A 21,983-nucleotide genomic window follows, 5' to 3' on the forward strand; every position below is an offset into this window, starting at 1 on the left:
CTCACCTCAATATCTTGATAGTTTTTGCGGATAAACCGCTATTTTTTCCGTTATCATTCCATTATAGTCGATATATCTTGATAGAAATAGGTGATAATGTGAGGAATCAACGATTTCTTGGTATCGTACTCGCGCTAATTGGCGCAAGCTTATGGGGATTAAATGGTACGGTGTCACAATATTTATTTCAGCATCAGCATGTCGATGTCAACTGGTTTGTGACCGCCCGCTTACTCGGGGCAGGTGTTATTTTACTCGGTTTACAATTAATTCGTAAAAAGCCGATTATGGCGGTTTGGCATTATAAGAAATTCGCGCTTCATTTAGTATTTTTTAGTATCGTTGGTATGCTTGGTGTGCAATATTCCTATATGGCGGCAATTGCGTACGGTAACTCTGCTGTCGCAACGCTACTACAATATACGGCACCCGTTTTTATTATCTTGTATTTAATTTTTTCTCGTCAGCAACCTTTTTTACGTATGGATGTTCTGATGATTATCGCTACACTTGTTGGCACATGGCTTTTGTTAACAGGTGGCTCTCTCGCTAATTTTTCGGTGCCGATGTCAGCCATTATTTGGGGCCTTATCTCGGCTGTAACGTTAGCATTTTATACACTGTATGCAAAAACGCTACTCGCGCATTTTTCAGCGCTTGTCGTTATCGGTTGGGCAATGCTAATTGCCGGCATTGGTATGAACTTTATTCATCCGATTTGGGCGGTCGGCACGATCGATTTTACATGGCAAACCAATATTGGCCTGTTCTTTACTATCTTCTTTGGTACAGCCATCGCATTTTGGTTTTTCTTCCAAAGCGTTGGATACTTATCGGCTAAAGAATCTACCTTACTCGGTACAGTAGAACCATTAATGGCGATTTTTAGTAGTATTATTTGGCTTGGTCTCGCATTTTCCGGTCTACAAATGCTCGGTGCGGCTTTAATTCTTAGCATTGTATTAATTATTTCATTAATGCCCAAATAAACTGTAACTTTTTGCTACACTTTCTCGTTAATTACTATATACTTAGTAACGAATGAGTTTTAGGAGGAGAAAGATGAAGAAGCTTGCATTAGCACTTGTCGCCATCGTTCTCGCTCTTGTTGTTTACAGTGTCGTATCAGCTACACAATCGACCGAAGAAGTGAAAAAAACTGTGCCAAAGAAACCAACAACACAAACGGTTTCTGTTACAGCCGATGACATTTCAAAAGGACAGCTTGTACTCATTAATGCCGATCATGAAGTCAATGACAAAGCAGTTCCGGAAGATTTAGTAACCTTATCGAAGCATCCAAAGCTTATTAAAAATTTTACAACAGCAGATGATTCGATTAAGATTTCTCGTGACATGCTAAGCGCTTTTCAGCAGATGATTCACGATGCGAAAAAAGACAATGTCACACACTTTGTTATCAATAGCAGCTATCGTTCGAAAAAGGTTCAAGCAGAACTTTACCGTACGAAAGGTGCAGACATTGCACTACCAGCCGGTGCGAGCGAACATAACTTAGGCTTATCAATGGATATTGGTTCAAGCCTTGGTTTAATGGAAAATGCAGAAGAAGGTAAATGGTTAGCAAAAAATGCCGCAAAATATGGCTTTATCTTGCGCTACCCTAGCGATAAAACGGATATTACAGGCATTCAATATGAAGCTTGGCATTTCCGTTATGTTGGCCTACCACATAGTTTAATTATGCAAAAGCGTGATTGGGTACTAGAAGAGTACATGAACTATTTGAAAAAGCATGACGCATTAACAACAACAGTAAATGGCATGACGTATACGATTGAACATCATGATGTAAAAGCGACGGGCACAACAACAATTGAAGTGCCACTTGAACAAAGTTACACCGTTTCTGGCGATAACGATCAAGGAGTTATTTTAACTATTTGGAACCCACAAGAAGACCCACAACAACAAGAAGCGGCAAATCAAACAACGACGACAAAGAAACAACAATAACCGCATAAAAAACCCCAGAATCCGCTTCGTTTAGCGACTCCTGGGGTTTTATTTATAATATTTTTCCAAGTAGTTTGCGTTAAAAAATTAGTTTGCAGTTGTTGTTACGTTAACGATTGCTACTAATAAATCAGCTAATTTTTCTAATTCTTCTACTGGAATACGTTCGTTTGTTGTATGAATAAATTCATAACCAACCGCTAAGTTGACTGTTGGAATGCCGTAGCCTGCGATAACGTTTGCATCACTACCGCCACCTGATTGTGCTAATTTTGGTTCGCGACCGATAGCACGAGCTGCTTGTTGTGCAATTTGTACAACAACATCTTGCTCTGTGAAGCGGAAACCAGGGTACATATTTTTCACTTCTACCTCAGCAGCGCCGCCCATTTCTTTAGCTGCCTCTTCAAAAGCAGCTTTCATTGATGCCGCTTGTGCTTCTACTTTGTCTTGATCCAATGAACGACATTCTGCTAATACCGTTGCTTCGTCCGCCACGATATTTGTTGCTTTACCGCCTTCAAAGCGACCGATATTTGCTGTTGTATCGCTATCGATACGACCAAGTTTCATACGTGCAACGGCTTTAGCTGCAATTGTAATTGCTGAAATGCCTTTTTCTGGTTCAACACCAGCATGTGCTGTTTTACCTTTTAATGTGGCAAAGATTTTTGTTTGGTACGGTGCTGCGACAACAATTTCACCAATTTTGCCATCTGAATCAACTGCAAAGCCATATTTTGCATAGACTTTTTCATGGTCTAAGAATTTCGCGCCTTCAAGGCCTGACTCTTCACCAGCTGTAATGACATATTGAATGTCACCATGTGCGATTTTTTGTTCTTGAATGCGACGTGCAAGCTCGATTAATGCAGCAAGACCTGCTTTATCATCAGCACCTAAAATCGTTGTGCCATCTGAATAGATATAGCCGTCTTCTTTAATGATTGGTTTAATTCCAACGCCCGGAACAACAGTGTCCATATGGGCTGTGAAGTAAATCGCATCAATGCCCTCTGTATTGCCTTTTAATGTCGCGATAATATTACCTGATGCATGGCCGTTTTTCGTATCGGCATCATCTACATAAACATCAAATCCTAGCTCTTTTAAAATGTTTTGTAATACAGGTGAAATTTTTTCTTCATGATACGTTTCTGAATCAATTTGTACTAATTCTAAAAATTGTTCTACGATTCGACTATTCAATGGTAAGACTCCTTTATATTCAACCTAGCATGTCCTGTTAGGCTTGTAGCTATGCTACGTTTCCACGTATCACTATACCACAAAATCCCTATTTTCGTTACTTTTCGCGCCCCATTAAGCGGTTTTTGCTGAGCGCATTTTTAATAATGGCGGTGCATTTCATCATGCCACCATCTTGTTTACTTTTTTGACGTGTATAATCTTTTGCTAGCGCATGTAAAAATTGACGAACGCGTGGTGAGTCCTTGCCTTCTTCGATTTGATGTTCAAAGCAATAATCGTTAAAGAATAAGTTTAAATAGCGCTGATTATTCGCAAAAATGAGCGGCTCTTTTTCACCATATAAGCGCGCATTTTCCTCATTGATAAAATCAATAATGCCTAGGACCGTTGCCGTTGCTCCTTCGTAAAGGGATAAGTAATTACGCAGTCCCTCTTCAAGCGTACATTGTAGGTGATAGACGCGAATCGCCTGTAATGCACGTTCAATATCTACATTCGGGATATAAATATATTTCATGCCCATAATGTGAATATTTTGCTGTTCTTCAACTATCGATTGATTATGCATTAATAACTGATAAATTTGGTCAAATTGCTCATAGGATAATAGCGCATAGGCATCTAAAAAGCGCGCGACATCCCCTTGAATATCTTGACTAATTTCTTGCATTTCTTGCGCTAATAAGAAATTATTAAATGTTGTTAACTGTTGTTTTTCTACCGGTAATAGCGTCGGCATTAATAATTTCGTTTCACGAATAAAGCGCATACCCGATAGCTCGACATCGCCTTCATGGAAATAAAAAGCACGTGGTTGACGCGATTCTATTTCTTCTAATGTCATATGTACGTCTGTGATGTCTTCTTGAATGTGATTGTAAATATCAATGGCCACACGTGAGAAAATAAATGTCAGATTACTGCCTTCAAATGGACAGCTTTCATCTTGATAATGTTTATAATAAAAGAACACAATCGTTTGAAAAAAGTCATAGGCATTGCCTAGTGGGACTTTTGTAAACTGTGCAAAAAACTCAATGGCACGTGCATTAAGTGCTCGCTGCTCCTTCGTCTTACCATCTAGCAATTCATTGTAAAAATGAATCGTTTCGATGACATCGATATATGGCTTATCAACGCGAATATCAATATAGCGATGATCGAGCTCAATTGCGATAGCATGTCCTTCTCGTTCAAGCGTTACTTGAGGCTCTTCTTCTTGTAAACGTTTTTGTTTATTCCAAAAGCTCATCCATGCACCTCCTGTTGTCATTCCTTCATTCATCTTTTTCTATTATACAAAATAATACAGTGCCTGCCCTCGTTTAATTATATAAAATCATGACTTTTTTCTGTAGCGGGTACTAAGCCACCGCCTGTTGCCCATACGAGATGTTGTGCTGTCGGATAACGTGATGCTAGTAAAACAGCACCTTCAAAACCTGCTGCTGCGGACGGTTCCACATAAATGCGTTCAGTTGTCCATAGTAGCTGCTGTAGCTCGCGCAGTCGGGTATCTGACACTGTTAGCACCCCATCTAGTAGCGGCTCCATTAAACGGCCTACAAAGCGTGATGCACGTCCAACAGCTAAACCATCTGCAATCGTTTGATTTGTTAAGCCAATATCTTCTACACAAATAGCATCATGCTTGCCTGTAGCCATACCAAGCAACATACAGGGCGATTCGACCGGCTCGACCATAAAACATTTCACTGCTGCGCCAAATTGTGCCTTCAAACCATAAATAACGCCACCTGGCCCGCCACCGACACCACATGGAATATAGACGACAAGTGGTGTCGCTGTAGTTGGCTTTTGTGGCAATTGATTCGCGAGCCGACGTGCAGCAACAGCATAGCCTGCAAATAATTGCTGCGAGTTTTCGTCATCGATAAAATGACTATATGTGTCGTCCTCTGCTTGTTTGCGCCCTGTTTCAACTGCCACGCTATAATCACCTGCATGCTCGACGACTTGAACACCTTTTTCTCGCAGCATATCCTTCTTCCACTGCTTAGCATCATGTGACATATGTACAACAACTCGAAAACCTAGCTTCGCACTCATCATACCAATCGATAAGCCAAGATTACCTGTTGATCCGACAACAATCGTATGGTTTGATAGCTCATCAATGATTGCTTGCTCTGCAAAAAGCGTATACGAATCTTTTGTCGTAAGTAGTCCTGCTTGTAGCGCAATGGACTCGGCAAGTACCAATACTTCATGTATACCCCCGCGTGCCTTAATAGAACCACTTACTGGTAAAATATCATCACGTTTTACGAAAAGAGATGCCTTAAACTGGTGTCCGAGCTGCTCGAGCGACGCAAGTGGTGACTCAATGATGCCATTTGTCGCGCTTGTTTCCGGAAAGGCGAGCATAAAATACGGCGCAAAACGCTGTAATCTTCGCTCTGCCTCATCAATTAACGCCGCATCAAATAAAAATGTCGTTGGCTGCTGTTCCACTTGTGGATTGTCCCAAATGACTTGCTGCCGTTGCTGTAATTGTTCAATAATTGTCATAAAACTCCTCCTACTAGTTAGTATACGAAATTTTAATACGCATGTCCTTTTTTACCATATAGACTAGCGAGCTAAATGTTTTATTAGTTAAATAAAAAAACATCGAACCTACTAAGAGGCTCGATGTTTTACGGCGATTCGACTTATAGTGGAATATTGCCGTGTTTTTTCGCTGGACGATCTTCTTTTTTGTTGCGTAACATTTCAAGTGATTGCATTAACTTAATACGTGTATCACGTGGATCAATCACGTCATCTACTAAGCCGTAGCTCGCTGCAACGTAAGGATTTGCGAATTTTTCTTTGTATTCTTCGATTTTTTGAGCGCGCAATGCTTCTGGGTCCGCTGATTTCGCGATTTCACTCGCATGGATAATGTTTGCGGCACCTGCTGCACCCATAACAGCGATTTCAGCGTTTGGCCAAGCGAATACCATATCTGCACCGATTGCTTTTGAGTTAAGTGCCACATATGCACCACCGTAAGCTTTACGCAGAATAACAGTAATTTTTGGTACAGTTGCTTCTGAATATGCATAAAGGATTTTCGCACCGTGACGAATAATACCGCCATGCTCTTGTTTAACGCCTGGGAAGAAACCAGATACGTCTTCAAATGTGATGATTGGCACATTGTAGGCGTCACAAGTACGTACAAAGCGTGCTAATTTATCAGATGAATCGATATCTAGACCACCTGCTAGTACTTTTGGTTGGTTACATACAAGACCTACTGATTCACCATCGATGCGTGCAAAGCCGACTACGATGTTTTTCGCGAAGTCTTTTTGTACTTCCATAAATGTACCTGGGTCAGCTACTTGTTCAACCACTTTACGTACATCATATGCCTTTGTTTGATCCGTTGGTACGATATCTAAAAGCTCTGGACGTTCGTGGTCTTTTTCATTAAATTCAACACGTGGTGCTTTCTCTGTGTTGTTTTGTGGTAAGTAGCTTAATAATTGCTTGATTTGGTCGATTGCTTCTTGTTCGCCAGGAGCTCGGAAGTGAGCATTACCGCTTACTGCATTATGTACTTTCGAACCGCCAAGACCTTCAGCAGAAATTTTTTCACCCGTTACGGTTTCAATAACTTTTGGACCTGTGATAAACATTTGAGATGTTTTATCAACCATTAAGATAAAGTCTGTGATGGCTGGAGAGTACACTGCACCACCAGCACATGGTCCCATAATTACGGAAATCTGAGGAATCACACCTGAGAAGATTGAGTTGCGGTAGAATACTTTACCGTAACCATCAAGTGATAATACGCCTTCTTGAATACGTGCGCCGCCTGAATCGTTAATGCCGATGAATGGTGCGCCATTTTTCGCTGCTAAATCCATTACATTCGCAATTTTGTTGGCGTGCATTTCACCAAGAGCGCCACCAAATACTGTGAAGTCTTGAGAGAATAAATAAACTGGACGGCCGTTGACTTTACCATAACCTGTTACAACACCATCGCCAGGGCCCTCTAAGCCTTGCATACCGAAGTCTACTGTACGGTGTTGTACGAATGGATTGATTTCTACGAAAGTACCTTCGTCTAGTAATAAATCAATACGTTCGCGAGCTGTTAATTTACCTTTAGCATGTTGTTTTTCAATGCGGGCGTCACCGCCACCCATTTCGATTGTGCGTTTTTTATCATATAATTCATTAATTTTATCATACATATCCATAGTTTCTGATTGCTCCTTTTCTTAGCCTCGATCTACTAATTCATAAAGAACACCGAAAGATGATTTCGGGTGAATAAACACTACTTTTGCGCCGCCAGCACCAATTTTAGGTTGTTCTGAAAGGAGGCGTGCACCTTCTGCTTTCATACGTTCCATTTCTTGTTCAATGCCTTTGACTTTTAATGCAATATGGTGAATTCCTTCGCCACGTTTTTCTAGATAGCCGTGAATCGCAGATGACTCAGAAAGCGGTTCCAATAACTCGATATGCGTATTGCCGCCATCAAGAAAAGCAACTTTCACTTGTTCTGATTCTACTTCTTCGACTTTCTCCAAGTTCATGCCTAACACATCAGTGTAATATGCAATACGCTCGTCAATATTTCGAACGGCGATGCCAATGTGATCTACATTCTCCACGAGTCCCCAACTCCTTTTTGTTGTATAACACAAGTGTAACGAATTTCTTTAAAATCCTCTACTGAACCCCTTCATTTGAAAATTGATAGAAAATTTTAAATCATACAAATGTATATCCTTATGTTAGCTTAATTCTAAAAAAAATCTAGTTTTATCGTAAAAAAGAGCATTTTTTGTTTTTTATGCACTATTTTAGAGCCATGTTTTTGCAACATAGCAACCACATGTGCAAATTTTCAGTTTTTTTAATCTGTACTATAACTATTTTCAATCGTTTCTCAAAAGATTTTTTATTTACATTATTTATTATTATTTTCAACTACTTCTTTTCAACAATTAAACTTTGCGAATAAAATAAAGATTTGGTACACTATGGTCAACAGAGTGAAGGAGTCGACGTTATGAGCAATAAGAAATTCCAAAAAGCGGTTATCATTTTAATGGCTGTCATTATGGTCGTATCTACCGTTGCATTCGGTTTAACGATGTTACTGTAATCATTCAAACCCCGCTACTACAAAACACTGGGCCAATACTACAAAACACTGGGCCAATACTACAAAACACTGGGCCAATACTACAAAACACTGGGCCAATAACATCCTATCCCCAGCAAAAAAACATGAGCATAACAAAAGAAGGAACCGCCAACGCGCGGTTCCTTCTTTTTTGTGTGAGCTGATAATCAAACGATTCACCCTTAATTAAAAACAGGTTTGCCCTTTTTAATTTTTAAGCCTTTAAAGTTTTGCTTGATTGATAAATATTGATCCATTTCCTCAAGGAATTGATACAGTGAGGCCATCGCCACAAACTCTTCATGCGTTTGTGGCAGTGGTAGCTCCTGAAATTCTTTCTTCACTTGAGATAACTTTTCACGATATTTTACAGCCGTATTCCCTGAGTGCACATTATTCGATAAATCATCCATAAATTCGGCAATCACATGTGCTTGTGTCACAATTGTTGGCAGATTGGTGATTTTCGGCAAAATACGCTCAATAATTTCAAGCTGCTGCTCTCGAATATCAAAATAGCGATAAAACAAGTTTTCTTTACGTGTGATGTGATTTTCAACATCTTGGTAGGCAAGGGATTTCCCTTTATTGACTGCCTCTGTAGCAAGCAATAACTCACGCCCATTCCAATTCGTATCCCCTTCACGTAAATATTTAGCAATTTCACTAAAAATCGCACTATAATTTTTTTCAATTTCGATGCGATACGTATTTAATTCGCGCTCAATATCCGGCATTTGCATATTCACAAGGAAGCCAACCCCAAACCCAACAAGCATAATGAGTAATTCATTTTCAAGCAGTGCCAGTGTAAAATGCTGTTCATTAAAAATATGCAATAAAATAACGGATGATGACACAAAACCGGGCGTTACTTTTAGCATTACCAAAATAGGTAATAGAAATAGCACGAGAAGTCCTAAAATCAATGCGTGATAGCCTAGAAACGTAAAGAACACATAACTCATCGCGAGCACGAGGAATGAGGCAACAATGCGCGTATAAATCGCATGAATTGATTTACGTTTCGTTGTTTGAATACTTAAGATTGTTAAAATACCTGCGCTCGTATAGTATTCTAAATTTAAAAAAGCAGCGAGCCAAATGGCAAGTGCGACGCCAACTGCTGTTTTGACAGTCCGAAATCCTATTTTAAACTTTCTCATAATCTACCCCTCCTGCCTTCAAAATGGCTTAAAACGCACAAAAACCGCGCCTATGCACGGTTTCTGAATTTCGCTCATAATTACATTTCTTCGCAATAATCTTCGAAGTAGCCTTGTAAGTTTGTCACAACATTTACAGGGTCGTGACCTTCGATTTCATGACGAGGAATTTCAGCAACGGCTTGACCATCTTTCATTAAGACAAATGATGGAGATGATGGGATATGGTCCTCACCAAATAACATACGTGCCATTGCTGTTGCTTCTTTATCTTGACCCGCGAAAACTGTCACAAAGTGATCAGGACGTTTTGGGTAGTTTTGTGAATAAACAGCTGCTGGACGTGCGATACCGCCTGCGCAACCACATACTGAGTTCACCATAAATAATGTTGTTCCCGGTTGTTTTGCTGCTTCGTCCACTTCTTCTGCTGTGCGTAATTCTGTATAACCATTCTCCGTTAACTCTGAACGGCATTGATTAATCATTGATTGATATAATAAATCGTATTCCATTGCCATATTAATTAGCCCCTTTCACTATCTTCATCTTACTATAACAGCCTCTGCACTCGATTTCAAAGGTTCCTACTTGGAATGAGTGTGGTTCTTATTATTTTTATCGTAAAATACCATTGCGACAATAAATAGCGTCATGACAATGAACACAAGTGCCGCATAATGTGGCTGATAACCGTATACCGGATAGCTTACGAAGAGCCCGAGTAATGAGACGACAGCAATCACGGTTAAAATTTTGGCGACATCATGAAATTGCATATGTTTTTTTGTTGTCATCCTTCAAAACTCCTTTAAATTTCTATAAGTGCCTTTATTTTAACATGCTCAAATTCACTTGAAAATGAATGTTTTTTAATTTTTTAAATATTACGAGAATTATTCGAAAATTAAAGGCTTCTACGTTATAATGAACATAAGGTGCATGCACCGATGATTTTGGAATAGAAAGGATGAATTTTATGCAAACACGTATTGAAACGATTGCCGACGAAGTGCTTCGCGGCTTAAACGTTTATGAAGGAAGAATCGCTGATATTTCAGAGCAGTGGCAAGAGCTTGCGGATGTATTAGACGATTATGAAGTAAACACGGATGTACTCTATGGTGTTTGCATTTCATTTACCGAAGATGGCATCGATTATTTAGCAGCTGTCAAAGAGGAAAATATGCCAAAAGAGGTAAAATCAATTGCGGTGCCGATTCCAAGTGGACGCTATCTTGTAGGTACCATTCATCAGCTCAACGAAATTGAGCCGACATTCCAGGCACTCCATAGCCATCAAGACTATACGCATCGCCCAGGTATTAGTTTTGAAAAATACATCGGCAAGAACTTAGACCATATTGAAATTTGGGTCCCCGTTGAATAACGGCCCTAGATAAGGAACAGGCATACTATATGCCTGTTTTTTTACGGTATAAAAGCCGCAATAGAACCTAGTAGGCATGAAAACGTCCTCTAAAAAAAGGAGGGCTTCCGCGTGAAAAAAATAATGCCGATCATCGGCGTACTTTGTTTAGGTATTGCCTTATTTCTGTCTTCCTACGCCTCTGAAACGAGGCCAGATGCCATTCATATGAAACAAATTACGCTAGATAAAGATACGCTAAGTATAAAAGCAAATTATACCGACAACAGCGCGCATTTCAAGCGCTACACGTATCATATCGATGGTGATACGCTCTATATCGAAATACAATCGTCGCATTTCGTTGGTGCGGACACCATCGACTTTACACTGAAGGATAAAAAATTAAAAACCATCCACACCGTTTATTTAAAAGATAAGACAAACGAGAAAAAAATTTATGCCAAATAAAAAGAGCTTCTCACAACGTGTTGTAAGAAGCTCTTTTTCTATGGTTTAAACAGTGTCTCAATTCCTTGAGCAACGGTTAAATTCCCTTTTAAAATTTCTTGCTCTAAGCTAGCGACAGTATCCTTACGACCTGCTGTGGCATAAAAATCATCGACTAATTTGTCTAAAATCATTTGGCGGAACCAGTCGGTCGTTTGACTGTTGCGTCGCTCATTCCATACATGGTTTTCAAGCGCCGTTTCCTTAAAATCATCTAGCGTCTTAAACACCTTATCAAAACCAGTCTTTTCATAAGAAGAGGCCGTTAGTGTACGAGTCGTCCAGCCTGGTGTTGCTGGCTGAAGTAGATGCAAGATTTGTTTGTATTCCATTGCTGTTTTCTTAGCATTTCGAAGATTATCACCGTCTGCTTTATGCACTAAAATGCCATCTGCAAGCTCCATAATCCCCTTTTTCATGCCTTGTAATTCATCACCTGCACCGGTTAATACAAGCAATAAGAAGAAATCGACCATATTACGTACAGCCGTCTCACTTTGTCCAACACCCACTGTTTCAATCAAGATAATATCATAGCCTGCTGCCTCACAAAGGAGCATCGTCTCACGTGTTTTGCGGTGCACACCACCGAGCGTACCAGCGGACGGACTTGGACGAATAAACGCATTTTTTTCACGCGATAATTCCTCCATACGTGTCTTATCTCCTAAAATACTGCCGCCTGTGACACTTGATGACGGGTCAATAGCAAGCACCGCTACTTTGTGACCTTCATCACAAAGCATTTTACCAAACGTTTCAATGAACGTACTCTTGCCGGCTCCAGGTACACCGGTAATGCCGATGCGGATACTATTTCCTGTATACGGCAATAAACGTTTTAAGAGCTCTTGACCGAGCACCTTATCGTCTGTATTTGAGCTTTCGAGTAACGTAATGGCTTTCGCTAAACGAATCCGATCGCCTGCACGGATATCCGCTACCGCAGCATCGAAATCAATTTCTTTTTTCTTTCGTCGAACGAATTTACGACGTGTTGTCGCCTGCATGCCATCATGACTAGCTGCAACCCCTGGCTGGACAAATAACGCCGACTTTTTATCGTTCATTATTCAGCCTCGTACCCTAATTGTTCGTAGATTAGCTCAATAATTTTTTGAGAAGCGATTGGCAATACAGTACCAGGGCCGAAGATTGCTTTTGCACCGCTTTCGTATAAGAAATCATAATCTTGTGCTGGCACAACACCACCAACGATGACAATAATATCTTCGCGGCCTAATTTTTTCAGCTCCGCGATTAATTCTGGTACAAGTGTTTTATGACCCGCTGCAAGTGACGATACACCGACAACATGTACGTCATTTTCAACAGCCATAACTGCTGTTTCTTCTGGCGTCATAAATAATGGTGAAATATCGACGTCAAAGCCAAAGTCTGCGTAAGCTGTCGCAACAACTTTCGCACCACGGTCATGTCCATCTTGACCCATTTTCGCCACAAGAATACGTGGACGACGACCTTCTGCTTCTAAGAATTCATCCGTCATTTGTTTTACTTCTGTAATGGCATCTTGGTCTGAATAATTCGTAGCGTACACCCCACTAATTGAGCGAATAACTGCTTTATGACGACCTGATACGTTTTCAATGGCATCAGAGATTTCACCAAGTGTTGCACGCGCACGCGCAGCATCTACAGCAACCGCTAATAAGTTTTCTTCACCTGTTTCCGCAGCTTTTGTTAGACGCGCTAAATGTTTTTGTACTTCTGCATCGTCGCGGTCTTCTTTCATTTTGTTAATACGGTCAATTTGCGATTGACGTACTAATGTATTATCGATATCTAGGATTTCGATTGGCTCTTCTTCTGTTAAACGGTATTTATTTACACCGATAATTGTTTCTGCATTCGAGTCAATTTTCGCTTGGCGTTTTGCTGCCGCTTCTTCGACTTTCATTTTCGGAAGACCTGTTTCGATTGCTTTGGCCATACCGCCTAAGCCTTCAACTTCTTCGATTAATTCCCACGCAGATTGTGTCAACTCATCTGTTAATTTCTCAACATAATAAGAACCGCCCCATGGGTCAATCGTTTTTGTCATGCCTGTTTCGTTTTGTAAGAATAATTGTGTATTACGTGCGATACGCGCAGAGAAATCTGTTGGCAGTGCAATCGCTTCATCTAACGCGTTCGTGTGAAGTGATTGTGTATGCCCCATTGTTGCCGCATTCGCTTCGATTAATGTACGTGTCACATTATTGAATGGGTCTTGTTCTGTTAGCGACCAACCAGACGTTTGTGAGTGCGTACGTAGGGATTGCGTTTTTGCGTTTTCTGGCTCGAACTGGCTCATTAACTGTGCCCAAATACGACGTGCAGCACGCATTTTCGCGATTTCCATGTAGTAGTTCATGCCGATTGCCCAGAAGAATGATAAACGTGGTGCGAATTTATCGATATCAATACCCGCTTCTAAGCCCGTACGTGCGTATTCAAGACCATCTGCTAATGTGTAGCCTAGCTCGATATCATTTGTTGCGCCCGCTTCTTGGATATGGTAACCAGAAATTGAAATCGAGTTGAATTTTGGCATGAATTTTGATGTATATTCAAAAATATCCGCAATAATTTTCATCGACATTGCTGGTGGATAAATATATGTGTTACGTACCATATACTCTTTTAAAATATCATTTTGAATCGTACCTGATAATTTATCTGGTGAAACACCTTGCTCTTCTGCTGTCACGATGTAGAAGGCAAGTACCGGTAATACCGCGCCGTTCATTGTCATCGATACAGACATTTGGTCAAGTGGAATCCCTGCAAAAAGAATTTTTGTATCTTCAACCGAGTCAATTGCTACGCCGGCTTTACCAACATCACCTGTTACACGAGGGTGATCTGAGTCATAGCCACGGTGCGTTGCAAGGTCAAACGCTACAGATAACCCTTTTTGACCCATCGCTAAGTTACGACGATAAAAGGCATTTGATTCTTCAGCAGTTGAGAAACCTGCATATTGACGAATTGTCCAAGGACGACCTACATACATTGTTGGGTAAGGGCCACGCGTATTGGGTGTCACGCCTGCTACATCATTTAAATGTTTTAAACCTTCTGTATCTTCTTTTGTATAGACATGCTTCACTTCGATGTCTTCGTTCGTCATAAACGTGTCATCTTTTTTCGTATACGCTTCTTTTGTTAATACTTCTTCAATATCAATTGCTCCAAAATTCACGCTCATCGTTGTACCTCCTTAAGGCTTGTTTGAATGCCTTCAAGTTTTTCGTAAATGTTCATGCCCGCATATAAGGCACCATCAATACCATCGATATCAAATTTACCGGCAACATCAAGTAATGTGCCCGGTTGTTTTGAAGCGATGATTTGTGGTAATACGGCTTCAACATCCTCATCAACAGCTGAGAACACAACAACTTGTGCATCCGTTGTTGCTAAGTAGTTTTTCGCTGCTTCTACATCGGTAAATGGCTCTGTTACGTCTGCCGTTACACCTGCTGTAGCGAAAATACCTGTTACGAAATCAGTACGTGGTTTGATTTTTTTCAGTTCACCATAAGCAAGTACGGCTACTTTTACTGGATTTTCTTTAAAATCAACGCGTAATTTTTCAAATGGTTGTGCTAAACGATTAACGTCAACAAAGCTTTCTGCTGGTACTTCTTCTGTCGCATCCGCGAAGTTATTTGTACCAACTAATACTGCTTTACGTGTTTCTACATCCGCAAGACGTTTATCCCATACCACTTTTACATCTGCAGCGATTTTTGCTTGTGCTGCTGTATAGCCGCCTGCTGCTTGGATTTCTAAGAAGTATGCCCATGCATTTTTCACAAGGTCATGTGTTAATGATTCAACGAAGTATGAGCCACCTGCTGGATCTAATACTTTTGTGACATGTGACTCTTCTTTAATCACAAGTGCTGCGTTACGTGCGATACGTACCGATTGATTTGTTGGACCTGTTAATACATTATGTGGGTGTACGGTTACTACGTCTGCGCCACCGATTACTGCTGAGAAGGCTTCATTGCCTGCACGCAGTAAATTGACATACACATCTAATTTAGAGAATGAGCGTAGTGATGTTTCCGTCACGATTTGAACTGGTTTTGGTGACGTTACACCATATGCTTGTGCAAAGGCTTTCCATAGTACACGGAATGCACGAATTTTTGCGATTTCCATAAAGAATTGTGGGTCGATTGCAAATGATGCAAAGAATTTGTCTTCGTTCGCTGCAAAGTCCTCACCTAATAATTCTGCTGCTTGCGCTAATGCAATTGCTAATTCCTGTGTCGCATTCGCACCTTCATAGTGTACCGTTTGTGTATGGGCATTTAATGTGCGTACATTTGCAAAATCAGTAAGCTCTACTGGTTCTGCTGACACGATAAATCCAGTTACCGTTTTATCCGTCACAAAGTTGAAAACATTTACTACTTCTTTATTATCAACGTAAAGAACAACTTGCTTATGTGTATCGATTAAGGCTGCCAATTGTTTTAACGCTGCCTCATCCCACTCAAAGCTCACTTTCCCTACTGTTACATATTGTGCTCCACGCGCAAAGGCATCATTTGTTTGTGCAACGAATTCTTCAATTGAAGAGCCAAAAGCTTGTTGTGCTACCCCAAAGTCACCATCAGCTTTTAATGCACGTACAGTTGATACTTGCTCCTCTAATTTGCCATCAAGCGCCTCTAGTAAACGTTCCTCTGTGTATAGAGGTTCTAGAGTGATCCCCTCGATAGTTTTTGTTAAAAGCGATTCAAAAGGTTTTCCTTTTAATTGCTTTACAGCAGCCTCCTGCCATTGGTCGTAAGAAGGCTTTTCAAATGTTACTTCTTTTAAGTTTGTCATACGGTCGCGTAGACGCTTCCCCCCTTCAATGATTCTAGCCTTATTTTACACAAAGATTCTGACTGTTAAAAGTATAAAAATGGATAATATCGCGCTTCTTACCTATTTTCGCGTCTATCATTTTCACATAAACTCATGAAAAAACTTATTTTTTTAGAACATTTAGCGCTTTTCCTAGCGAAAAAATATGTATCCGCTTGCATTTAAAATTTTCTGAAAAAACATTCTCTGTGCTATAGCACTATCACAAAAAGACCTATTAAATGGAAAAAACAGCGTATCTGTACTATGATACGCTGTTTTTATAAACGACTGCCGGATAATCCGTAATCCAGCCGATGACTGTTTGATGTGGGTTTTTTAAATAGTTTTCTTGTCCTGTTATATTATAAAAACGTACTTTTTTGCCCGCTTGTTGTGCCGCATTTAAATACTTCGCCTTGTAATAGCGCTTTTTGTTCGCATGAATAACATCGATATGCGCTGCCGCTTGAAGCGATGTCCAGTCGAATGCTTTTTTCGGAATAAATGCGGTTTCAAGTGATGGATTAATACGCTTCACATCACGTAAAACGTCCTCATGAAACGATGAAATATGGACATGCTGTAAGCGACCACATTTTTTCACAAGTGATTCAAGCGCCGCAAATTGACCGATAAACGATTCTTTTAATTCGATATTTACCGGGATTTGCTGTGGGATGAGCCATGCTAGCAACTCATCAAACGTTAATAGCGTCGTACCTTTTTTTAAAAAGCGCTTCCCCACTGTTAATTTACGAATTTGATTGTATGGAACTTCATTTAACTGATAATTCTTGCCAGTTAACCGCTTCAAATTTAAATCATGCGTCACAATTGCCACATAATCCTTTGTTAATTGCACATCAAACTCTAGGCCATCTGCTTGCTCTTCTAGTGCTTGTTGAAACGCCGCCATCGAGTTTTCAGGTGCTTTTGTAATAACCCCACGATGCGCGTAAATTGGTAATTTAGACATTCAATTTCCCGCCTTCAATTTTAAACGAACCACATGTCGTTTTTTTCAGCATACTTGAAAACTTACCAATTTGTAAAACGGTTCCTGGGTATGCTTCTTTTGTTACGGAGATTTCCTCTTGTCCAACCATGCGTACACTTAATAACACCGTTTGAATTTGTTCATCCAATTGAATAATTCGTTTTTTTAATGTAGCTGCTGTTTGTTTTGAATTTTCAAATGCAAAACGCTGCTCCTGTGTCATTTTGTCGTAAAATGATTCTAGCTGCGCCACCTGAATTTCGCGCTTTTTATACTCTTCTTTTAGCTTCTCCGATTCATCTGCAAATGCACGTGCCTCTGCCATACGTTCTGTGCGATCTGGCACAACAATTGATAAATTCGTACGCCGTTCATGTGGATTCCCTGCATACGCCACTTTAATCGACTGCGTGACCGACGTTTCACCGCCAATAATTTTACCACGATGCTCATCTAAGTACACATTTTGCGCCACTAAATTAGAACCCATCGCATAATTGCTAATATAAATATCTTCCCTTGCTTCTAACAACACATCATTGGCATGCTTGGCATAAATATTCTTACCTGCGCGCACAACCATCGTATGATTGCCAAAAATCCCACCACGTATATTGACATCTCCCGCAATCGATTCAATAAGTTCCGCACCTGTCACACCGGTATTGCCCTCAATTGAAATATCACCAAGGGCACGTACACGATATCCCGGTGTTACCGTACCTTTAATTAAAATCGAGCCTTTAAAATCTAAATTGCCCGTCTCAATGCCCACATCACCTTGAATGGTCAAATGCTGTAATAGTTTTACGGTGCCATCTGAAATATCTAATACGCCGTTATGACGCGCACGTAATACAATACGGTCCTCTTCTTCACTTTCATAGACCGAATTTGGATCATAGCGTAGCGACGCATCCTTACCTGCTAATGCCGTAACAATTTCACCGTATACATTAATACCGCTCTCGCCCTCGGTCGCTGGAATCTTTTCTCCGAGCCATTGGTTCTCTTCAATTTCGCAAATAAAATTCATATCAAAATAATCCGCACGTCCATCTTCACGAATCATCGGTTTTATAACTGGACTTTCAAAGTAATTAAGTACAGCGTCCGCACCACGCTCTGGCTCAATTCCTTTCCCTACAATGATGTTTTTTTCATTGATTACTTGTTCGGGTGTTACATGAATTATTTTGCAGCGTAATCCCATACTATCGGCAATCATTCTAATCTGTTTATTCAATTGCGCTTCATTTCGTACGAGTGCATCTTCCGTATCGTTTACTTGCAGTGAAACAGTCATCGAATCTTTTGAGATGCTTAGCACAAGCACCGGAAGCCAAATACCAATCTCATACGGCTCCGGCGCTGGCGTTTGCAATGCCTCTCGTAATGTTTGAAAACTTGTTAACTTTAAGCGTCGTTGTTGCTTCATAATGGTTTCAAAGTCTTTTAATTTAAAGCCTTCTTTATGCACACGAATAAAAATTTTATCCAAGCTCTCATAGACTTCAAAAAACACATTTTCGACTAATACCATGATGCGGCCTCCTTCACAGTCAAAAATCTTTATGTATATTTTCATTGTATCAAATTCATTTTATAGAACACATAGCCTATTGTTAAAATAGTATTATACACCTATTAATTACATTCACTTTATTTTTTCTTTATTTAATAGTACTAAATACTTATTTAATATTATAAAGAAGTTTTAAAAACTGATAGAAGAAAATATTCCTCATACGAAGCGCTATTAAGACCTGTTTCATTAATAAGTCATAAAAAAACTCCTTTTTATCAGCTTTATTAAAAAACTAATAAAAAGAAGTTCATTATTTAGCATGGATACTCGTTGAAAACAAATGTACCATTAAATAGTTTAATTCATCATTTCCATGCGTAATTTGTCCGCAACCATCGCGATAAATTCTGAATTTGTTGGCTTTTGCTTCATATGATGTGAAGAATAACCAAATAGGTCTGCAATCGCTTCATAATTTCCGCGATTCCAAGCTACCTCAATCGCATGTCGAATTGCACGTTCAACACGCGATGATGTCGTATCGAATTTTTTCGCAATGTCTGGATATAATATTTTTGTGACAGAGCTCAATAAATCGACGTTTAAATACACCATTTGAATGGCTTCACGTAAATAGCCATAGCCTTTAATATGTGGCGGAATACCAATTTCCTTAATTAAATCCGTCACCTGCATATCTAAGCGTTGTTGGTCCACTACTTCTGGTTGCAATCCTTGTAAAATGCCTGTATTTACAAGTGGCGTTTGTTGGTTTTCTAGTTGCTTACTTGTCCCTTGCCCGCATTGCAGTACTTTTGCTTCTAAACGTTGCATCTCGAAAGGTTTTAACATGAAATACGCAGCGCCTAACTCCACTGCTTGCTTCATCACATCTTCTTGACCAAACGCTGTTAACATAATCACCTTAATTGACTGATACGCCACTTGTTTGTGAATTTCTTCCAGCACTGCTAATCCATCTAAATGCGGCATGATAACATCTAAAATTAATACATCTGGAATGCTTTCTTTTAGCATTTCTAGGCACTGCTTACCATTTGATACGGTATTAATAACCTCAATTTGAGGATTTTCCGATAAATGACTTGCTAGTGCGCGTACTAATTCTTTATTATCATCAGCAATCGCGACTTTTATTTTTTCCATCACGTAATCCCCCTATGCCACAGCAATCTCTTACAGTTCTACTCTTTATCCTATCTATTGTAACAAAAAAAGCACATTCTGAAAATACGAATTGTTAGATGGCCTTTTTATTCAAAGAAGATTGGTACTTTCCATTCAAAATATAGAAAAATTATGTAAAAAAGAGTAAAAAAAACAAAAAAAGAGGCTGGGTCATATGTATAAAAACAACCGTTCATATGAGCATAAGAAAAACCGGAATCGCGCTGTAGCGCGGTTCCGGTTTTTCGTTGCGAACGCTCAAAAAGGAAAATGACGTGTTTTGTCCCAGCATCTTTTTTTATAATCGAAATTCTTTTTTACGCTCATTGGCGATTTCGACAAGCTCTTTGGCATGTAAAAATGTTTTTTCTGTAATTTCAGGACCTGACATCATACGACTTAGCTCATCAATACGTTCGTTGCCTTCGATTTCTCGTAGCGACGTATACGTACGCTGCTGATCTTCATCTTTTTGAATATGATAATGATGATCTGCCATCGCCGCAACTTGCGGTAAATGAGAAATACATAGTACTTGTGAATGAATCGAGACTGCGGCAATTTTGTCAGCGATTGCTTGCGCAACACGACCACTAACGCCTGTATCCACTTCATCAAAAATAATCGATGTAATCCCCATTGTCGATGAGAAAATCGTTTTGAGCGCTAGCATAACACGCGATAACTCACCGCCCGATGCAATTTTCGTTAATGGTTTCGGTGGCTCCCCGACATTCGTTGAGATATAGAACACAACTTCATCTGCACCATTACGATCAAATTGACCATCTGGTAGATGATCGAAATGTACGACAAACTGTGCTTTCTCCATATATAACTCACGTAGTTGGGTCATAATGGCTTCTGCAAGTGCAGTCGCCGCTTTTTGACGAATGCTCGTTAATTTATGCGCAAGCTTCAGCAATTTGTCATTTAGCTTCTGTAATTCCGCCTCTTGCTTTTGCATATTTTCATCATGATTTAATAAAGTATGCAGCTCCGCATCGATTTTATCGCGGTACGTTAAAATCTCTTGCAACGATGTGCCATATTTTCGTTTCATCGATTGAATGAGTTGTAGACGCTGTTCTACTTCATTTAAACGCTCTGGGTCAAACTCTAAATCATCGAGCAAGCTTTTCACACCAAACCCCGCTTCTTGTAGCATATAAAACGCATTGGCGACATTCTCAGCATGCTCTTTAAAGTTTTCATCCACCGAAACGATGTGCTCAAGCTCAGACATTGCACGACCGATAAAATCTAGTCCATTTCCTTCACCAAGGATTGATTCGTGGGCAGCATTTGCACCTTCAAAAATTTTATTGAAATTCATTAAGCGTAAGCGCTCTTCACTTAATTCTTCCTCTTCTGTTACTCGGAACTGACAAGCATCAATTTCTTCTAGTTGGAATTGATATAAATCAATGCGCTGTGCGATTTGCTGTTCGCTTACCGCAAACGCAGCGATTTCTCGCTTTAACGCTCGATACGCATCATACGCCGTCGTATAACGTTCTTTATCCGCTGTCAATTGGTCTCCCGCAAATTGGTCTAGCAAATGGATATGTTCCTTATCATTCATAAGCTCCTGTGATTCATGTTGGCCATGAATATCGATAAGATACGACCCAATTTCACGCATTTGTGTGAGCGTCATCAGCTTGCCGTTGACACGACATACACTTTTGCCACTCTGATTTAAATCTCTACGTAAAATAATTGTTCCTTCTTCTACTTCTACACCAAGCGCTTCACATGCTGCATAAACAGGATGCTCATCTGGCACGGTGTATAAACCTTCTAACTCTGCTTTTTTGGCTCCATGACGAATAAACTCCTGCGAACCTCTGCCACCAGCTAATAATTGAACGGCATCGATAATAATGGATTTACCAGCGCCTGTTTCACCCGTTAGCACAGTTAATCCATTTTGAAAATCGACTGTTAACGACTCAATAATAGCAAAATTGCGTATCGATAATTCTTTTAACAAT

The 21,983-nt window shown here is 40.0% G+C and carries 19 protein-coding genes and 1 pseudogene; 5 read left to right on the forward strand and 15 right to left on the reverse strand.

All coding sequences use genetic code 11. From position 1 onward, the window contains the following. The first annotated feature begins 98 nt into the window (after nucleotides 1–98). Entirely contained in the window at nucleotides 99–989 is an 891-nt protein-coding gene (locus ACFSY7_RS20090) for a DMT family transporter (RefSeq protein ID WP_380149395.1), read from the forward strand. Between the two features lie 73 nt (nucleotides 990–1,062). Beyond that, a pseudogene (locus ACFSY7_RS20095) lies at nucleotides 1,063–1,755 on the forward strand (D-alanyl-D-alanine carboxypeptidase family protein); the annotation flags it as partial. A 309-nt stretch (nucleotides 1,756–2,064) separates the two neighbouring features. On the opposite strand, the gene ACFSY7_RS20100 reads toward ACFSY7_RS20095, so the two are convergent. The 5 genes from ACFSY7_RS20100 to mce form a co-directional block, all read right to left on the reverse strand. Continuing rightward, nucleotides 2,065–3,186 (reverse strand): M20/M25/M40 family metallo-hydrolase, encoded by a 1,122-nt coding sequence (locus ACFSY7_RS20100; RefSeq protein ID WP_139992327.1) that lies wholly within the window; start codon nucleotides 3,184–3,186, stop codon nucleotides 2,065–2,067. A gap of 97 nt (nucleotides 3,187–3,283) precedes the next feature. Continuing rightward, a complete protein-coding gene (locus ACFSY7_RS20105) occupies nucleotides 3,284–4,441 on the reverse strand; it encodes a hypothetical protein (RefSeq protein ID WP_126990233.1) in 1,158 nt (385 codons plus the stop codon). A gap of 77 nt (nucleotides 4,442–4,518) precedes the next feature. Beyond that, nucleotides 4,519–5,721, reverse strand: a complete 1,203-nt coding sequence (locus ACFSY7_RS20110; protein WP_380149397.1) for a D-serine ammonia-lyase — start codon at nucleotides 5,719–5,721, stop codon at nucleotides 4,519–4,521. A gap of 143 nt (nucleotides 5,722–5,864) precedes the next feature. Further along, on the reverse strand, nucleotides 5,865–7,412 hold the full coding sequence (locus ACFSY7_RS20115; protein ID WP_126990235.1) for an acyl-CoA carboxylase subunit beta: 1,548 nt from the start codon (nucleotides 7,410–7,412) through the stop codon (nucleotides 5,865–5,867). A gap of 21 nt (nucleotides 7,413–7,433) precedes the next feature. Further along, the gene (gene mce / locus ACFSY7_RS20120) at nucleotides 7,434–7,832 is read right to left on the reverse strand and encodes a methylmalonyl-CoA epimerase (protein WP_126990236.1); all 399 of its coding nucleotides are present in this window, start codon (nucleotides 7,830–7,832) and stop codon (nucleotides 7,434–7,436) included. Nucleotides 7,833–8,233: 401 nt separating this feature from the next. Between mce and prli42 the strand changes: the two genes are divergently transcribed. After that, entirely contained in the window at nucleotides 8,234–8,329 is a 96-nt protein-coding gene (prli42, locus tag ACFSY7_RS20125) for a stressosome-associated protein Prli42 (protein WP_158620982.1), read from the forward strand. Between the two features lie 203 nt (nucleotides 8,330–8,532). Here the strand turns inward: prli42 and ACFSY7_RS20130 are convergent, their stop codons facing one another. The 3 genes from ACFSY7_RS20130 to ACFSY7_RS20140 all read right to left on the reverse strand — a co-directional run bounded on the left by ACFSY7_RS20130 (nucleotide 8,533) and on the right by ACFSY7_RS20140 (nucleotide 10,313). Further along, nucleotides 8,533–9,516 (reverse strand): aromatic acid exporter family protein, encoded by a 984-nt coding sequence (locus tag ACFSY7_RS20130; RefSeq protein ID WP_380149399.1) that lies wholly within the window; start codon nucleotides 9,514–9,516, stop codon nucleotides 8,533–8,535. Between the two features lie 80 nt (nucleotides 9,517–9,596). Next, nucleotides 9,597–10,037 (reverse strand): BrxA/BrxB family bacilliredoxin, encoded by a 441-nt coding sequence (locus tag ACFSY7_RS20135; RefSeq protein ID WP_139992333.1) that lies wholly within the window; start codon nucleotides 10,035–10,037, stop codon nucleotides 9,597–9,599. Nucleotides 10,038–10,103: 66 nt separating this feature from the next. Then, entirely contained in the window at nucleotides 10,104–10,313 is a 210-nt protein-coding gene (locus tag ACFSY7_RS20140; RefSeq protein WP_126990239.1) for a hypothetical protein, read from the reverse strand. Between the two features lie 182 nt (nucleotides 10,314–10,495). On the opposite strand from ACFSY7_RS20140, the gene ACFSY7_RS20145 reads away from it, so the two are divergent. Continuing rightward, nucleotides 10,496–10,906, forward strand: a complete 411-nt coding sequence (locus ACFSY7_RS20145) for a GyrI-like domain-containing protein (RefSeq protein ID WP_380149400.1) — start codon at nucleotides 10,496–10,498, stop codon at nucleotides 10,904–10,906. 111 nt (nucleotides 10,907–11,017) lie between these two features. Next, nucleotides 11,018–11,356 carry a hypothetical protein gene (locus tag ACFSY7_RS20150; protein ID WP_126990241.1) on the forward strand — a complete coding sequence of 113 codons (339 nt, stop codon included), beginning with the start codon at nucleotides 11,018–11,020 and terminating at the stop codon, nucleotides 11,354–11,356. Nucleotides 11,357–11,394: 38 nt separating this feature from the next. Here ACFSY7_RS20150 and meaB read toward each other — a convergent pair whose 3' ends face one another. The 7 genes from meaB to recN form a co-directional block, all read right to left on the reverse strand. Further along, entirely contained in the window at nucleotides 11,395–12,465 is a 1,071-nt protein-coding gene (gene meaB, locus ACFSY7_RS20155; protein ID WP_126990242.1) for a methylmalonyl Co-A mutase-associated GTPase MeaB, read from the reverse strand. After that, a complete protein-coding gene (gene scpA, locus ACFSY7_RS20160; RefSeq protein ID WP_126990243.1) occupies nucleotides 12,465–14,609 on the reverse strand; it encodes a methylmalonyl-CoA mutase in 2,145 nt (714 codons plus the stop codon). Before scpA ends, meaB begins: the two co-directional genes overlap by 1 nt. Then, nucleotides 14,606–16,249 (reverse strand): methylmalonyl-CoA mutase family protein, encoded by a 1,644-nt coding sequence (locus tag ACFSY7_RS20165; RefSeq protein WP_139992335.1) that lies wholly within the window; start codon nucleotides 16,247–16,249, stop codon nucleotides 14,606–14,608. The genes scpA and ACFSY7_RS20165 overlap by 4 nt, the downstream gene beginning before the upstream one ends. Nucleotides 16,250–16,535: 286 nt before the next feature. Beyond that, complete coding sequence (locus ACFSY7_RS20170) at nucleotides 16,536–17,249, reverse strand: glycerophosphodiester phosphodiesterase (RefSeq protein ID WP_380149403.1); 714 nt, start codon at nucleotides 17,247–17,249, stop codon at nucleotides 16,536–16,538. Further along, nucleotides 17,242–18,813, reverse strand: coding sequence for a DUF342 domain-containing protein (locus tag ACFSY7_RS20175; RefSeq protein WP_380149405.1), 1,572 nt, complete (start codon nucleotides 18,811–18,813; stop codon nucleotides 17,242–17,244). Before ACFSY7_RS20175 ends, ACFSY7_RS20170 begins: the two co-directional genes overlap by 8 nt. Nucleotides 18,814–19,155: 342 nt before the next feature. Beyond that, nucleotides 19,156–19,965, reverse strand: coding sequence for a sporulation transcription factor Spo0A (gene spo0A / locus ACFSY7_RS20180; RefSeq protein ID WP_126990247.1), 810 nt, complete (start codon nucleotides 19,963–19,965; stop codon nucleotides 19,156–19,158). A gap of 319 nt (nucleotides 19,966–20,284) precedes the next feature. Continuing rightward, the gene (gene recN, locus ACFSY7_RS20185; RefSeq protein WP_380149407.1) at nucleotides 20,285–21,982 is read right to left on the reverse strand and encodes a DNA repair protein RecN; all 1,698 of its coding nucleotides are present in this window, start codon (nucleotides 21,980–21,982) and stop codon (nucleotides 20,285–20,287) included. Between the last annotated feature and the right edge of the window lies 1 nt (nucleotide 21,983).

Origin of the sequence: Kurthia populi, from assembly GCF_042686175.1 — a bacterium.
GTDB classification, from domain to species: domain Bacteria; phylum Bacillota; class Bacilli; order Bacillales_A; family Planococcaceae; genus Kurthia; species Kurthia populi.

Coding starts and splice junctions, on each gene's coding strand:
- ACFSY7_RS20140 (WP_126990239.1), bottom strand. CDS start 10,313: ATGACAACAAAAAAACATATGCAATTTCATGATGTCGCCAAAATTTTA.
- ACFSY7_RS20175 (WP_380149405.1), bottom strand. CDS start 18,813: ATGGTATTAGTCGAAAATGTGTTTTTTGAAGTCTATGAGAGCTTGGAT.
- ACFSY7_RS20145 (WP_380149400.1), top strand. CDS start 10,496: ATGCAAACACGTATTGAAACGATTGCCGACGAAGTGCTTCGCGGCTTA.
- spo0A (WP_126990247.1), bottom strand. CDS start 19,965: ATGGAAAAAATAAAAGTCGCGATTGCTGATGATAATAAAGAATTAGTA.
- prli42 (WP_158620982.1), top strand. CDS start 8,234: ATGAGCAATAAGAAATTCCAAAAAGCGGTTATCATTTTAATGGCTGTC.
- ACFSY7_RS20130 (WP_380149399.1), bottom strand. CDS start 9,516: ATGAGAAAGTTTAAAATAGGATTTCGGACTGTCAAAACAGCAGTTGGC.
- ACFSY7_RS20170 (WP_380149403.1), bottom strand. CDS start 17,249: ATGTCTAAATTACCAATTTACGCGCATCGTGGGGTTATTACAAAAGCA.
- ACFSY7_RS20110 (WP_380149397.1), bottom strand. CDS start 5,721: ATGACAATTATTGAACAATTACAGCAACGGCAGCAAGTCATTTGGGAC.
- ACFSY7_RS20115 (WP_126990235.1), bottom strand. CDS start 7,412: ATGGATATGTATGATAAAATTAATGAATTATATGATAAAAAACGCACA.
- scpA (WP_126990243.1), bottom strand. CDS start 14,609: ATGAGCGTGAATTTTGGAGCAATTGATATTGAAGAAGTATTAACAAAA.
- meaB (WP_126990242.1), bottom strand. CDS start 12,465: ATGAACGATAAAAAGTCGGCGTTATTTGTCCAGCCAGGGGTTGCAGCT.
- ACFSY7_RS20135 (WP_139992333.1), bottom strand. CDS start 10,037: ATGGCAATGGAATACGATTTATTATATCAATCAATGATTAATCAATGC.
- ACFSY7_RS20105 (WP_126990233.1), bottom strand. CDS start 4,441: ATGAGCTTTTGGAATAAACAAAAACGTTTACAAGAAGAAGAGCCTCAA.
- ACFSY7_RS20165 (WP_139992335.1), bottom strand. CDS start 16,249: ATGACAAACTTAAAAGAAGTAACATTTGAAAAGCCTTCTTACGACCAA.